Source organism: Brevundimonas sp. GW821-FHT02A10, from assembly GCF_059422025.1.
The window spans coordinates 248,790-263,352 of the sequence record NZ_JBWKWC010000004.1; the positions used below are offsets into that span (position 1 = coordinate 248,790).

The window sequence follows — 14,563 nt, forward strand, 5'->3', positions numbered from 1 at the left end:
CAGTCGCTCAGGGTCTAGTAGCGATAGCGCACGCCGGCGTAGAGCGCCCGGCCGTTGTCGTAGGTGGCGCGCGGACGAACCTTGTCGCCGGCGAACTGGATGATGTCCTCGTCCAGCAGGTTCTGGCCTTCCAGGGTCAGGGCGACCTGCGGCGTGACGTTCCAGGCGAAGGAGGCGTCCAGCGAGCCGATGGCGTCCTGGTTCAGCTGGGTCGACCGGTCGAAGGTCACGAAGAACTCCGAACGGTAGTTGTAGGCCACCCGCGCCGAGAAGGTGTCGTCCTCGTAGAAGACCGAGGCGTTGTATGAATGCTCGGAGTTACCCGGCATCGGATCGCCGCTTTCGGTCTGCACGTCGGAGTAGGTGTAGTTGGCCTGGACGCCGAAGCCGCGCCAGATGTTCTTCACCACGGCCAGCTCGATCCCCTGCAGTCGCGCGCCCCCGCCGTTGGCCCGGCGATTGATCGTGAACTGGCAGTTATAGAGGACCGGATTGGCCGGACCGGCCGCCGTACAGAGCGAGAGGTTCGGCGTGGTCGTCTCGATCGCGAAGGTTTCGAGCGACGGCGCATCGGTGATGAAGCTTTCGATGTCCTTGTAGTAGAGCGCCGCCGAGAAGATCGTGCCCCGCTCCGGATAGTATTCCAGCGACAGGTCGAACTGGTTGGCGCGGTAGGGATCGATGTTTGGATTGCCGCCGACGCCGGTCAGCGAGCCCGGGTTCAGCGAGGTGCGCGGCGCGACGTCGGTGAAGTCAGGACGGGCCATCGTCCGCGCCGCCGCGAAGCGCAGCACAACGTCGTCCGTCAGGTCGAAGGCGAAGTTGGCGCTGGGCAGGACGTCGGTGTAGCTGCGATCGGCGCTGACCGCCGCGAAGGTCCCGAAGGCATTGGAGACATTGGTCGGGGACGCCACCAGGGCGTTGACGTAGCCGCTCGAGCTCTGGTCCGTGCGGACCACGCGCACGCCGATGTTGCCGCGCCAGCCCTCGCCTGCGAACTCGCCCATGACATAGCCGCCGGCCGCCTTCTCGTTGACCGAGAAGATCTCCGGATAGTTCGACACCCGGGCCCGCACGCTCGCCGGCAGGCCGTAGAGGATCGATTCCAGCTTGCTCCGGTCGACCTGCCAGTAGGAGGCCAGGGTCCCCGGCGCCTTGATGTCCTCGAGATAGTCGTTCGGCGTCAGGCCGCCGGCGAAGCTCGAGGGCGTACAGGCCGCGCCGCCGCAGCCCGAAGCCGCCAGCGGCAGGAAGAAGCCGCCGTAGGTGGTCGCCTGAAAGTCGGTGTCGCGGTCGTGGTCGGTGTATTTCAGCCCGACCTTGATCGCGTGCAGCGGACCGAGGTCGACGTCATACTTGCCGTCGACATAGGCGTAGAGCTCGCTGTCGTCATTGGTCACCTCGTGCAGGGACGCGAAGTCGAACTGCATGTCGGTCGGATCGGTCGGATCCAGGTTCAGGAAGGTGACCTGGGGCGTCTTGCCACGCAGGTCATAGGTGAAGGCGGCCGGGGCGCCGAACTCGACGAAGGGCTGGTTGGTCGTATCGCCGCTGGCCTCGGTGTAGCCCACCTTGAAGTCCAGGGTCAGGCGGTCGTTCGGCGTAAACTTGCCGTCGAGAGCGATGTTGCTCGTGGTCGCCTCGGCGTCGCGATCGATGGCGTCGAACACCGCACCGCGGCCGCCCGGCGTGGAGGTGATGGTGCCCACAACCGCCGTATTATCCACCACAGTGGTGTTGGTCAGGGTTCCGCCGCCGCCCAGCGCATTGGAGCCCCAGGCCAGGTAGTTCTGGTTGAAGTTGTCTGCGCCGAAGCGCGAATAGAGGCCGGTCAGGGTCAGTTCGACCTGATCGGTCGGCCGCCACTGGACCGCGAAGTTGGCGCCTTCACGCACCCGCTCCTGCTCGAACAGGGCCGACCCGATCAGGGACGGAACCAGCAGGGTGCCGGGGCCCGGATCGTTGTCGAAATAGCCAAGCACTTCAACGCCGTCGCGGCGGATGTTGCGCTTCTGATAGATGCCCGCGACCAACACGCCGAGGGTCTTGTCCGCATTATGCCAGCTGACCAGGGCCGAGGCGTTCGGGTCAAGATCGCCCGCATTCTCGTTGTAGGCGCCCTGCAGCGAGCCAAAGGCCTCGAACTCCTTCAGGTCCAGCGGGCGGCGGGTGCGGGTGTCGATCGTGCCGCCGATGCCGCCTTCTTCCAGATCCGCCGTGGGGCTCTTGTAGACCAGGGTCTGGCCGATGATCTCGGAGGGCAGCATCAGGAAGTTAAAGCTGCGGGTCGCCGACAGCTGCTCAAGGATGAACCAGTCGGCGGTCGCCAGGCCGTGGCCGTCGATCAGCGTCCGCGTCAGATTGGGCGAGGTGCCGCGCAGCGAGACCCGCTCGCCTTCGCCGAACTCGCGATTGATGACGACGCCCGGGACCCGCTGCAGCGCTTCGGCCACATTCTTGTCCGGGAACTTGCCGACATCCTCGGCGGTCACGACGTCGACGACGGCGTCGGCGTTCCGTTTGGTGCCGATCGATTCCAGGATCGACGCACGGATACCGGTGACGACTACCTCATCGACCGTGGTGGCGGACTGGCCGTCCTGCGCCATGGCGGCGCCTGCCGACAGCGCCAGCGCGCTGACGGTTCCGATCATCAAAGCCCGACAATTACGCATGACCAATCCCCTCCAATGTTGCAGGTCCGCTCCCCAGCGATCCCTGGCAATGCCAATAGAAGACCAATAAAGGCCCTCCGCTCCCTCTAGCCCTCGTCAAAAGGCCGTGGAATGGAGCCTGTCATCGAACAATCATCTCTGACAAGCCCAAATCGTCACATTGGACATATCTTTTTATCAGATTGGTTCTTGATTGGTTTGGTCAGATGGGTTGTGATGATCACAGCGATAGGCCAAGTCTGTTCCATCGCCCGGGGAGCCCATGTCATTCTCTGAACTGATCGGAACGCTGGACGCACGCCGCCCGGCCCCGCTTTACCAGCAGCTGCAACAGGCGGTCCGCGAGGCCATCGCCCAACGCGTGCTCAAGGCGGATCAGGCGCTTCCTGCCGAGCGCGATCTGGCGGCGGAACTGGATGTGTCGCGCATCACGGTCCGCAAGGCCTTCGACGGTCTGGTCGCCGAAGGCCTGCTGTCGCGCCGTCAGGGCGCCGGCACCTTCGTCGCCGCCCGTGTTGAGAAGAGCTTTTCCAAACTGACGTCCTTCTCCGAGGACATGGCCGCGCGCGGGCGCAAGGCGACCAGTTCCTGGCTCAGCCGGACGGAGGGCGCGGTGACGCCGGAGGAGTCCCTGACCCTCGGCCTCAGCCCCGGCACCGCCGTCTATCGCTATCACCGGATCCGCTACGCCGACGGCATGCCGATGGCGCTGGAGTATTCGACCGTGCCCGCGTCGTGCCTGCCTTCGCTGGAAGCGGTGGAGCTTTCGCTCTACCAGGCGCTGGACGCCAACGGCCAGCGCCCCACGCGCGCCCTGCAACGCCTGCGCGCCGTTCTGTTCACCGCCGAACAGGCCGAGCTTCTGGGCGTCGCACCGGGCGCCGCAGGTCTCCTGATCGAACGTCGCGCCTTTTCCCGGACCGGCCAGGCGGTCGAGGTCACCCAGTCCTTCTATCGCGGCGACGCCTACGACTTCGTCGCCGAGCTCAACGACGGTCCGGCCTGATGCGGCTTGTCGAAAAGCAGGCTTCCGAGACCCTGATGTTCCGGGAAGCGGCCGATTCCGGACGCGTGGTCGCAGAGCAACTGCGCCTCAACCGCCCGATCGCCGAAGCTCTGGGTCGGCGTCTGCGGGACTTCGCGCCCACCGCGGCCCTGATCTGCGGGCGCGGCAGTTCCGACCATGCCGGCGTCTTCGCCCGCCACCTGATCGAGACCGGGGCCGGCCTGCTCACCAGTTCGGCCGCCCCCTCCGTGGCTTCGGTTTATTCAACGGCCCAGAACATGCGCGGGGTGGTCTGTATCGCCGTGTCCCAGTCGGGCAAGAGCCCCGACCTTCTGGCCTCGGTCGCCGCTGCCCGGGACGGCGGCGCCTTCGTGATCGCCGTGGTCAATGTCGAGGATTCTCCGCTGGCCCGCGCCGCTGACGCCGTCGTGCCGGTGCGGGCCGGTCCGGAGCATTCGGTGGCCGCCACCAAATCCTTCATCGCCAGCCTGACCGCGCTCGCCCAGATGATCGGCCATTGGCTCGAGGACGAGGCGCTGCTCGCGGCGCTGGAGACCTTGCCGGACCGGCTCGCCGAGGCCTGGGCGCTCGACTGGTCCGCGGCCTTGCCCACGCTGACGGAGGCGCGCAACCTCTATGTCGTCGGGCGGGGCCCGGGTTATGGCGCGGCGCGCGAGGCCGCCCTGAAGCTCAAGGAGACCTCCGGCCTTCACGCCGAGGCCTTCAGCGCCGCGGAAATCCGTCACGGCCCCATGGCCCTGGTCAAATCCGGCTTTCCGGTCCTGGTCTTGCCCCAGGACGACGAAAGCCGCGACGACACCCTGTCGCTGGCCGCGGAGTTCGCGGGTCGCGGCGCGAGGGTTATCCTGCCCGATGTTTCCCCGACGCCCGGGACCATCGCCCTGCCCGCCCTGTCCGCCCATCCGGCAGTGCAGCCCATTCTGCTGATCCAGAGCTTCTATCGCCTGGCCGCCGAACTCGCCGTCGAACGGGGTTACGATCCCGACCGGCCGCCCTATCTCAACAAGGTCACCGAGACCGTCTGATGCCGACCACCTTCCGCAACGGCCCCATCCTGATAGACGGCGCCTTCGCCCGGGACGCAGCCGTCACCATCGATGGTGACCGGATCGTCTATGCGGGACCGGCGTCCGACGCCCCCGACGGCGAAACGGCGGATCTGGCCGGCCGCATGCTGGTCCCCGGCTTCATCGACACCCAGGTCAATGGCGGCGGAGGCGTGCTGTTCAATGACTGCCCGACCGTGGAGTGTATCGACGCCATCGGACGCGCCCATCGCCGCTTCGGCACGACCGGCTTTCTCCCGACTCTGATCAGCGACGACCTCTCGGTCATCGATACCGCCATCGACGCCGTGGAGGCCGCGATCGCCCAGGGCGTCCCCGGCGTCCTCGGGATTCATATCGAGGGCCCCTATCTCAACGAGTCTCGCAAAGGCGTGCACGACGCCTCGAAATTCCGGACCCTCGACGCCGAGGCCGTCGCCCGCCTGACCCGGCTGAAAGGCGGCAGGACCCTCGTGACCCTCGCTCCGGAAATGACCACGCCGGACATGATCCGCGCGCTGGTCGCCGGGGGCGCCGTGGTCGCGGCAGGCCATACGGACGCCGACTACGCCCAGACGCGTGCGGGAATCGGGGCCGGAATGACCGGCTTCACCCACCTGTTCAACGCCATGTCCCCGCTGACCAGCCGCGCGCCAGGCGCCGTCGGGGCCGCGCTGGAAGACATCAACGCCTGGTGCGGCCTGATCGTGGATGGCGTCCATGTCGATCCTGTCGTGTTGAAACTCGCCTTGCGCTGCCGGCCGCTCAATCGCTTCATCCTGGTCACCGACGCCATGCCCGGCGTCGGTTCCGGCGATGACCATTTCTTCCTTCAGGGCCGCCGGATCGACGTTCTGGACGGCGTCTGTCGCGATGAGAACGGGGTGCTGGCGGGATCGGATCTCAATATGGCGGCCGCCGTGCGCAACGCCCGCGACATGCTGGACCTGCCCCTGGAGGCCGCGCTGGCCATGGCGTCTCTTTATCCGGCCCAGTTTCTCGACATCAGGGCGACCGGCGTGATCCAGGCAGGCGCGCGGGCCAGTCTGGTCATCGTCGACGATGATCTTCGCGTTGTGGATTCCTGGATAAACGGGGTGGCGCGAGAGGCTCGCTGAGAGCGTCCGATCCCTCGCCTGTCTCACGGAACTCCGTCGCGCAGCCTAAGGCGTCGCGCCTGAGGCCTTGCGCTCCCGCCACACGACGCCGCACGCCAGGGCCGCGATGACGCCCAGGTTCCAGACGTAGTAGGCCGAGACATAGGCCCACTGCTCCAGCGAACGGTCGCGCGCGAAGACGAAGTGGGTGCACAGGATCAGAAACTGGAAACCCGCCGCCCCTGCCGTCCAGCTCCGCCGCGCATAGAGGGCGGCGTAGAGGAAGAACAGGAAGACGGCGGTGTCGATGGCGATGGCGATCCAGGGCGGATCGATGCGATTGAACGGGGTCAGCGCCGACCCGATCCAGGCCACGGCCAGCACAACGACGCTGGCGCGCTCCCAGCGACCGCCGCGCCACAGGGCGGCGAGGCCGACGAGCGCGAAGACGACGAGCGTGAAAAGATAGATTGGCGACACGGCGATTCCCCCGCCGTGTCGTAACCCCGATCAGGCTGCTTTCTCAACCAGACTTAAGGTCGGTGCGAAGCCGGTTTCGCGCGGCGTCGGTTGGTCTTCCTTGTCCAGGCCGCCCATCTGCAGGCCGCGGAAGCGAGTACGCGCCTTCACGACCGACAGGGCTTCATGGAGTTCGACCATGGCGCGCTGGGATTCGATCTGGGCGGCCATGGCCCGTGACAGGGCGTCGAACACCGGCTGGCCGACGGTCGGCGACAGGCCGGCGTCGCGGCGCGAGCGGGTCAGGGTCTGGGCCAGACGGCCAAGGCGGGCGATGGACTGGTCCTGACCGACTTCGGCGTGGGTCAGGTCTTTCTGCACGCGAGCGGCGATGCTCGCGGCCTTTTCGGCGCGTTTCATGGAGTGCTTTCGGAGATGAACCCGGGAGCTTCAGCCGCCGTAGCGGAACTTCTGAAGAAGAAAGGCGAAGCTTTCGGCTCCCGCGAGGCTGAGGAGGATCAACGCGGCGACGGCGGCTACGCCGAAGACGACGAGGATGCGTCCGAGGAGTTCGTTCCCGTGAAGGACGGATTGAAGTCCTGATCGAGCAAGGCCGTCGCCAGATAGAAGAGCTCGGCCATCACTCCCTCGGGAGTCAGGAAGGGCGCCTGCTTGCGGGTGCCCTCCACCAGATGCCGGACCATCAGACGTTTGTCGGGCGTGTGCGCCATCCCCAGGAGAATGGTTTCCACCCCGGCCCAGCTGACGGCCGGTATCAGATCGTTGTTCGCGGTCATGGTATTCCTCGTTCGCCCCTTCAGAAGGCGCTGAGGACGGCCATTGGGCCATTGGGAATGGCTCGGATTGGGAACCGGTCCCAAGGGTCTCCCAGGCCGCCAGACGCAGGGCCGCATCGACGCGATTTCCGGCCTGCAGCTTGCGCACCGCGTTTTCGCAATGCCGGTCCACCGTGCCCGGCTTGATGCCCAGTTCGCGCGCGATCTGCTTGGAATTCAGGTGCGCATGAACGAGGCGCAGGCATTCGCGCTCGCGTTCCGTCAGATTGTCTTTTACGCCAGACATGGACCTGCACCTGCGGCTTCTCCGCGCGGTCATCGTTGCCGTCAGACGAACGGCGACGCAAGGCGTCAAACTGTCGGGCTTTTCTGGTCGTCAGGCTTTTCAGCGATCCGGCTTCAGACCGAACATCATCGGCCGCGCATAGTCGCGAACGGCGTCCGCCTGATCGAGGTCCGGAGCCCAGCGCCACAGCTCGGCGGCGGCGTTGATCATGTCGTCCAGCATCCGGGCGGCCAGGGCCTGGTCCACCGGCCGGATCGAGCCGTCGATGATCCCGTCGGCGACCATCAGGCCGAAGCGGTCGCCGACCCGGCGGGTCGCCGCGACGATGTCCGACCTAACCTCTTCCGGGGCCGCGCTCAGGGCCGTGTGGCGCAGCAACGGCCCTCCGTCGGAGAGCTGGTAATGCACCAGCGCCGCGACCGTCTGCGACAGCCGCGCCCAGCCCGAGCCGAGTCCCGCCGCTTGCAAGGCAAAGCCCGCGTCCTGGGCCCGGCGCACGATGCCGAAGCTGCGCGCGAAACAGTCGCTGACCAGATCCGCCTTGGTGTCGAGGTGGTGATAGAAGGAGCCCTTGGTCACGCCCAGCCGCGCCGATATCTGACTGACCGAGGCGCCGTGATACCCCTTTTCATTGAGCAGCCGGGTCGCCGCGCGCAGGAAGGCCTCACGCGCGCCATCGTCCGGGTGGGCGTCGAAATCCAGCGCTTCGGGCGGCCAGATCGCGCCGGTCGTCGCGAGGCCGTTCAGCAGAATGTCCGCCGTCCGCGCCCCGATCCGTGGCAGGTCCTCCGCCTCGAACTCCCGCGCCCAGTGGGCGGCGCCGAAGACCACCGACAGCAGCAGATGGGTCCGCGCATTGCGTGCCGACGGGGTGTCGCCCCCACGCGGCTGCCCGATCAGCACCCGCCGCGCCCGCCGGAACAGGGCTACGAAGGCCTCGAACACGCCCTCGGCCTGCGGCCCCGTCAGGGCGCTGAGATCGCTGAAGCCGATCAGGTCCGGCGCCTGCCCCCGCGCCATCCGGGCCAGATGTTCGAAATGCAGATCGAGGAAGACGCGGATGCGCTCTTCGGCCGCCACCGGTTCGACCGCGTCCAGCAGGGCGTCATAGGCCGCGATGGTCCGGAAGAAGCAGGCCGCCGCCAGATCGTCGCGGCGCGGGAAATAGTAGCTGACGCTGGTGTTGCTCAGGCCGATGCTGCGGGCGACGTCGATCAGGGTCGCCCCCTTCAGCCCGCGCGCCTTGAACAGCCGCGTGGCCTCATCGAGGATCAGCCGGCGCTTGCTCTCGAAACGGCTGGAGGCGGCGGCGGCGGTCATCGCCCCTGACTGCCCGCCCGGCCCGATAACCGCAACCGTCACGTTCCGGGCTGACGGTACGGGATCAGCCCCACCAGCCGCCGCTCCTCGCCGCGCGGATCGGGCGTGGCCCGGCTGACCGTGTCCCACTGCATGGTGACGCGCCCCGGCAGGTCGTACCTCGGCCAGTCCGGCACGCCGGCTCCGTTCGGATTGCCGGTGCGGGCGAAGTTGAGCAGGGCCGTCGACATGGTCTCGGCCAGGGCGTCGGTCTCGGCCCCGCCACCGGTCATGGAGACCATTTCCCTGTTGTTGCGGAAGTAGAAGGGGATGTCGGCGCAGTGGGGCGCGCCCCATTTGCCGCCCATGGCCGGGCTCTTCCAGTCGAACTGATAGACCCAGGTCGCGGCCCCCGGCTGCACCGCCCGCCGGTCCGCCTGGATGATCTGGGCCCGCCACGACCTCAGCGCCGTGGTGGCGGCGAAGAAGACCTCGGACGGCGAATAAGCCGGGTATTTGTCGCGATACCAGGCCGTCACGCCTTCCGGCGTCATCGGCCCCATGTAGGACGCGATGGCGCGGGTCAGCTTGCCGGGCACATCCTCCCACTTCAGATCGAACAGGGCCGGGTCGGACGGACCAATCAGCAGCCGGGTCTCGTCATGGGTATTGCCCATGATCAGGGGCACATTGGCCGACAGGGGCGTGGCGTCGGGCTCGAACGGATGCCGCGTCAGGCTGCGCCCGTCCAGCACCGGCCCGTAGTAGACGCCGCGGCTGGCCGCGATCAGCTGGTCCTTGGTCAGCCGCTTCAGCTCGGCGGGCGTCGAGACCCCGGCCTGGGTCAGGACCTTTCGCGCCGTTTCGGTGGCCATCTCCGGCGGGGTGACGGTGACCTGCTGGCCGCTCATGGTCATGACGCGATGGAACAGGCCGCGCGCCGCCGGCATCCCCATCAGAACCGAGCATTTGGCCCCACCGCCCGATTGGCCCCAGATGGTGACGCAGTCCGGATCGCCGCCGAACTCAGCGATATTGTCCCGCACCCACTGCAGCATCAGGACGAGGTCGAGCATGCCGGTGTTGCCGGAATCCGCGAACTCCTCGCCGCCCAGTTCGGCCAGATACAGATAGCCGAAGCTGTTCAGCCGGTGGTTCATCGACACCACCACCGCATCCCCGAACGCGGCCAGATGGGTCCCGTCGTAGAGGTCGCTGTTGGCCGAGTAGTTGATGAAGCCGCCGCCGTGGATCCAGACCAGAACGGGCCGCTTCTTCCCGTCCAGACCCGGGGTCCAGACGTTCAGCTTCAGCATGTCTTCGGACGTATCGTCGGTCGTATAGGCGCGGTCGGGCAGATAGCCGCTGTTCGCCCCGCTGCCCGGCTGGGGCGCCATGGGGCCGAAGGCGGTGCAGGGTTTGACCCCGCGCCAGGGTCGGGGCGGCTTCGGCGCCGCGAACCGGGTCTCGGCCGTGTCCGCGCCATAGGGAATGCCCTTGAAGCCGAGGATGTCGCCGTTGCGGAAGCCGCTGACGCGTCCGTAAGCCGTGCGGGCGACCGGAGCCGCTTGCGCAAAGGCAAGGCCGGGCGCGGCGAGTGCGGCCGTGGCCCCGGCGGCGGCCAGCAAGCTCCGGCGATCGAGATCGGTCATCGGTCTCTCCTCAGTGTTCGGAATGGGCCTGACGCCAAGCGGCGTAAGCCGTCAGCACCTGCGCCCCGGCCAGGCTGTACCAGCCGTAGCCGCCGCGCCGCTCCTGCTCGACCTCGGCGAGGTCGTAGCGGATCACGCCGTCGCGCCCGGCGAAGATCGGCCGGTTGGTCCCGATCTCGTAGTAGCGCGCCCATAGCGGCGGGGCCTCCGGATCGGCCCGCACGACGCCGTCGCCGTTCTCGCGCACGAAGCGGATGCCGTGCAGCTGGCTGCGGTCGAACCAGTCGGCGCCCTCGCGGATCGCGCGCCGGACCTCGGGCGACGGGTTGTCGAGGCTCATAAGCAGCAACAGGACGCCCACGCTCTCCCCGCCCGATATGGCTGCGGGCTCGAAGCGGCGGGCGGCGCGCGGCTCCAGCGCGACTTCGTCATACTGCTGGCCCCAGGCGGTGCGTTTGCCGTCGACGACGATCTGGGTCTTGAGGATGAAATCGAGCGCCTTGTCGAACGACGCCTTCGCCGCCTGACGGTCGGCCTCGGGCAGGCTGGCGAAGTCCCCGCCGGCCGCGACCTCGCGCAGCAGGGCCATCACGTCCACGATCATGTCGTCGTTGAAGGTGGCGTAGCGCTCATAGCCCTCGGCGGGCGGCGGCACGGAATGGGGCCAGCCGCCGGTCGGGTACTGGTACATCAGGATGAAGCCCAGACCCCGGCGCACGGCGGCCAGATCCTTCGCGTCGCCGGTGGCGCGGTACGCACGGGCGAGAAAGCGCATCTCGTTGACCGTGGCCTTGATCAGGGCGCCGTCGCTGCCCCACGGCCCCGCCTGAGCCGGGTCGCCCCGGTTCAGCTCCCGCGTCGTGTTCATCAGCGGCCAGCCGCCGGTCGGGTCCTGCCAGGACAGGATGTTGGCGGTCATGGCCAGGCCCTCGGGCGTGCGGTACCAAGCGTCGGGCTGCCCGCTCACCTTCTCGGCCCACCAGCCGGTCGGGCGGTTGGGATTGGCGATCCGCGCCTGGGCCCGGGCGCGCAGCTGCTCCGGCGTCATGGCCGCGAGCGCCGCCTGATCGGGCGAGGCGGTTTGGGCCTGCGGTACGGGCTGCGCGGCTTGCGCGGATGCTCCGCCCGCCTCCGCCATACTTGCGAGGATTGGGCCGGCGAGCAGCAAGGCGGCGGCGAGCCCCTTGTGAACAGTCATGGCGTTTCCCCGGGCCATTTGTGTTTGTGGTATGTTTTTCTTTAGGGGTGCGCTCGTTGCAGACGCGCGTCAAGAGGCCGCGACGCCGCTGGAAGGTTGAATTCGGGAAGACGGTATGCTAGCGCAGCCCGCCGATCACAGCGGTGCGGGTGATCGCGGCGGCCTCGGCGGCGGTCAGGGTCTGGCCGCGAGCGAAGGCGGCGCGACCCGGCCCGGACGAGCCATGCTGGGAGAAACGCACGTCCTCGGGCTGGAGCATGGTGCGCGGATTGCCGTCGCGGCCGGTGTACCACATCTCGGTCCAGCCCTCCGGCGCGATATGGTCGTCCATCCAGCAGTCCAGATAGCTGGCCGCCGCCACGAAGCGCGGATCGCCATAGCGGCCGTCGGGGAAGGTCGTGGTCGGGCGCCAGGGCCGTCCGAGATAGACCGAGCCCTTCGCTGTCCCCACCTCCTTCGTCAGCCGGCAACGATGGAAAACGAAGCCGAACGGCTGGTCGATCGGGGTGCTGGGCGCGGCGATATAGCCTTGGTCCAGCTTGTTGCTCGTCTCGCCGGGGCGCGGCCGCGATCGGATCTCGCAGCCCTCGAACCAGACCCGCCCGGCGCCGAAGATGAAGTCATAGCTGCCGACGATCAGGCAGCGCTCGAACAGGGCCTTCCCGACATTGGCGAACAGGGTGTCCTGATAGCCGAGGAGGTCGCAGTCGCGGATCACGGACCGCTCGGCGCCCCGGTCCAGCATCAGGGCCACAGCCTGCGGCCCCGCCCCGTCGTGCGAGCGCAGCCCGCCCGGCTTCGTCATCTCGGCCAGACCGTCGAAGGCGTTGTTGATGGTCAGGTTTTCAGCGCGGAAGTCGGGCGCCCGCACGAACAGGGTCGCCGACCGCGTCGTGCCCCAGTTGCGCCCGTCCGGCCCCGCCAGCCCCGAGGCCGCCAGATGGTTGATCACCGACCCGGTCCGGCTCGCCCCGACTAGATGGACGAAGGGCCTGTCGACCACGACCTGCCCCTCATGGATGCCCGGCCCGATCCAGATGCGGAACGGCCGCGCCCCGTCAGCGGGCGCCGCCGCGATGGCCGAGGTCAGGTCGGGATAGACGGATACGCCCGCCGGCGATCCGCCCTGCCCCGGCTTCAGAACCGCCGCATCGAGCGGGACGGACGCCGCCTTCGCGGCCGACGCCAACCCGCTTGCGGCAAGCGCGGCAAGGATCAGACGGCGGGAGACGGCTTGGGTCATCCGCCCCTTCTACCAGACTATTTCAGCGTCACCTTGACCGTGGTCGAGAGGCCGGACCGCAGCTGACCCAGCGCCGGCTGGCCGGGGTCGAGGCGGATGCGGACCGGGACCCGCTGGACCACCTTGGTGAAGTTGCCCGTCCCCGGCTCGAACGGCAGCAGGGAGAAGGTCGAGCCCGAGCCCGGGGCGAAGCTGTCCACCACGCCGTGCAGATGCGCGCCCGGCAGGGCGTCGATCTCGATGTCGGCGCGCTGGCCGACGCGCATCCGGCCCGTCTGGGTCTCCTTGAAGTTGGCGGTGACATAGAGGCCGGTCGCCGGCACCACGGTCAGCAGCCGCGTGCCCGCCTGGACATAGTCGCCGGGCTCGGCCTGACGGTCGCCGACGATGCCGTCTATGGGGGCGCGGACGATGGTGTTGGCCTGATCCTGACGCGCCAGATCGAGCGCGGCCTGAGCCCGGGCGACCGAGGCCTCGGCCCGGGCGACGGCGGCGGTCAGCACCTCGCGGCGCGCGGTGACGACCCCGGCCTGATTGCGGGTGACCTCAAGATCGGCGCGGGTCTTGTCCGCGGTCGACTGGGCCGAAACGGCGGCGGCGCGGCGTTCCTCGGCGTCCCGGCGCGCGACCGTGCCCGAGGCCAGCAGGTCGTCGAACCTCTGCCGGTCGGCCTGGGCGCGGGCGTTCTGGGCGTCGGCCGAGGCGATGGAGGTCCGGGCCGAGCGGATATTGGCCGCGGCCAGGGCCTCGTCGGCGCCCAGCGAGGTCAGGGCGGCATGGGCGGCCAGAAGCGCGGCCTCGGCGTCCTGCAGATCGGCCTCGGCCGCCGCGACCCGGGCGTTAAACTCCTCCGGGTCGATGCGGACCAAAGGATCGCCTTTCTTCACCGCCTGATTATGGGCGACCAGCACCTCGGCGATCAGGCCGCGCACCCGGGGCGCGACGGAGGAGGAGTCGGCCTGCACATAGGCCGCCTCGGTCTCGACCGTGTTCCTCGGCATCAGGATCAGCGTCGCCCCGCCGACCGCGATGACCACCGCCGCACTGACCATGATCAGGGTCCGCTTAGAGAACGGCAGACCCGCCTTCTTCGCAGGAACGGCGACGGCGTCGGGGGTGGTGGCGGTCATTGAACGGCTCCGGTCGCCACGGCGGGGAGGCCGAGGCGGCGTTTCAGGGCGGTGCGTGAGGCAAGAAGAATGGCGTCGGACTGTTCGGTCGGGCCGATGGCGCGGGCCAGGGACAGTGCCCCCACCGCCTCGGACACCACCGAGCGCGAGACCAGCACGGCCTCCTCGGGATCGAGCGACGGATCGGCTGCCTCGATCATCGGCCGCATCAGCGACGCCAGACGGTCGGCGGTCACGGCATAGGCGGCCCGCTGCGCCGGCTCCAGCCGCGTCATGTCGGTCGACAGGATCGGCAGCGGACACAGGAAGGTCCCCGAGTCGCGATGCCCGGCCGACAGATACATGTCGAGATAGGTGGCCAGCGCCACCGGCAACGGCAGACCGTCGGTGATCCGCTGGAACCGCGCCTTCGCCCCCTCCAGCATCTCCTCCAGCGCCGCGTCGATCAGGGCGTCGCGCGAGGGGAAGTGGGCATAGAAGCCGCCGTGGGTGAGCCCGGCGTCCTTCATCACCGCCGCCACGCCCAGGCTTGCTAACCCATTTTGGCGGATGGCCTGTTTGGCGACGGTCAGGACCTTCTGTCGGGTCCGGGCCTTGTGTTCGGCGTCATAGCGCATGGCCTTGCGGGCCTCCTTTATATGACGCATGTAATAT

Annotated in this window: 13 protein-coding genes and 1 pseudogene; 3 read left to right on the forward strand and 11 right to left on the reverse strand. The window is 68.2% G+C overall.

Annotated features, from left to right (window positions below; all coding sequences use genetic code 11):
• Window positions 1-14: 14 nt before the first annotated feature.
• Window positions 15-2,654, reverse strand: a complete 2,640-nt coding sequence (locus tag AC07U0_RS13235; protein ID WP_494720475.1) for a TonB-dependent receptor — start codon at window positions 2,652-2,654, stop codon at window positions 15-17.
• A gap of 283 nt (window positions 2,655-2,937) precedes the next feature.
• Here AC07U0_RS13235 and AC07U0_RS13240 point away from each other — a divergent pair, with 283 nt between their 5' ends.
• From AC07U0_RS13240 to nagA, 3 genes are read left to right on the forward strand one after another with little or no spacing between them, the layout of a single operon-like run.
• The gene (locus AC07U0_RS13240; protein ID WP_494720476.1) at window positions 2,938-3,681 is read left to right on the forward strand and encodes a GntR family transcriptional regulator; all 744 of its coding nucleotides are present in this window, start codon (window positions 2,938-2,940) and stop codon (window positions 3,679-3,681) included.
• Window positions 3,681-4,727 carry an SIS domain-containing protein gene (locus AC07U0_RS13245; protein ID WP_494720477.1) on the forward strand — a complete coding sequence of 349 codons (1,047 nt, stop codon included), beginning with the start codon at window positions 3,681-3,683 and terminating at the stop codon, window positions 4,725-4,727. The genes AC07U0_RS13240 and AC07U0_RS13245 overlap by 1 nt, the downstream gene beginning before the upstream one ends.
• Window positions 4,727-5,866 carry an N-acetylglucosamine-6-phosphate deacetylase gene (gene nagA / locus AC07U0_RS13250; RefSeq protein WP_494720478.1) on the forward strand — a complete coding sequence of 380 codons (1,140 nt, stop codon included), beginning with the start codon at window positions 4,727-4,729 and terminating at the stop codon, window positions 5,864-5,866. The genes AC07U0_RS13245 and nagA overlap by 1 nt, the downstream gene beginning before the upstream one ends.
• Before the next feature lie 45 nt (window positions 5,867-5,911).
• Here the strand turns inward: nagA and AC07U0_RS13255 are convergent, their stop codons facing one another.
• From AC07U0_RS13255 to AC07U0_RS13300, 10 genes and pseudogenes are all read right to left on the reverse strand, one after another.
• The gene (locus tag AC07U0_RS13255) at window positions 5,912-6,325 is read right to left on the reverse strand and encodes a hypothetical protein (protein WP_494720479.1); all 414 of its coding nucleotides are present in this window, start codon (window positions 6,323-6,325) and stop codon (window positions 5,912-5,914) included.
• Between the two features lie 30 nt (window positions 6,326-6,355).
• Window positions 6,356-6,724, reverse strand: coding sequence for a hypothetical protein (locus AC07U0_RS13260; protein WP_494720480.1), 369 nt, complete (start codon window positions 6,722-6,724; stop codon window positions 6,356-6,358).
• A gap of 116 nt (window positions 6,725-6,840) precedes the next feature.
• On the reverse strand, window positions 6,841-7,101 hold the full coding sequence (locus tag AC07U0_RS13265) for a hypothetical protein (protein ID WP_494720590.1): 261 nt from the start codon (window positions 7,099-7,101) through the stop codon (window positions 6,841-6,843).
• A 118-nt stretch (window positions 7,102-7,219) separates the two neighbouring features.
• Window positions 7,220-7,420 (reverse strand): annotated as a pseudogene (locus AC07U0_RS13270) (LuxR C-terminal-related transcriptional regulator); the annotation flags it as partial.
• 66 nt (window positions 7,421-7,486) lie between these two features.
• Entirely contained in the window at window positions 7,487-8,707 is a 1,221-nt protein-coding gene (locus tag AC07U0_RS13275) for a TetR/AcrR family transcriptional regulator (protein ID WP_494720481.1), read from the reverse strand.
• A gap of 38 nt (window positions 8,708-8,745) precedes the next feature.
• Window positions 8,746-10,338, reverse strand: coding sequence for a carboxylesterase/lipase family protein (locus tag AC07U0_RS13280; RefSeq protein WP_494720482.1), 1,593 nt, complete (start codon window positions 10,336-10,338; stop codon window positions 8,746-8,748).
• Window positions 10,339-10,348: 10 nt separating this feature from the next.
• Window positions 10,349-11,536: a pectate lyase gene (pelA, locus tag AC07U0_RS13285; protein WP_494720483.1), complete on the reverse strand. Its 1,188-nt coding sequence runs from the start codon at window positions 11,534-11,536 to the stop codon at window positions 10,349-10,351.
• Between the two features lie 118 nt (window positions 11,537-11,654).
• Window positions 11,655-12,779, reverse strand: a complete 1,125-nt coding sequence (locus tag AC07U0_RS13290) for a pectinesterase family protein (RefSeq protein ID WP_494720484.1) — start codon at window positions 12,777-12,779, stop codon at window positions 11,655-11,657.
• A 17-nt stretch (window positions 12,780-12,796) separates the two neighbouring features.
• Complete coding sequence (locus AC07U0_RS13295) at window positions 12,797-13,909, reverse strand: HlyD family secretion protein (protein WP_494720485.1); 1,113 nt, start codon at window positions 13,907-13,909, stop codon at window positions 12,797-12,799.
• Window positions 13,906-14,556, reverse strand: coding sequence for a TetR/AcrR family transcriptional regulator (locus tag AC07U0_RS13300; protein ID WP_494720486.1), 651 nt, complete (start codon window positions 14,554-14,556; stop codon window positions 13,906-13,908). Before AC07U0_RS13300 ends, AC07U0_RS13295 begins: the two co-directional genes overlap by 4 nt.
• Window positions 14,557-14,563: the final 7 nt, after the last annotated feature.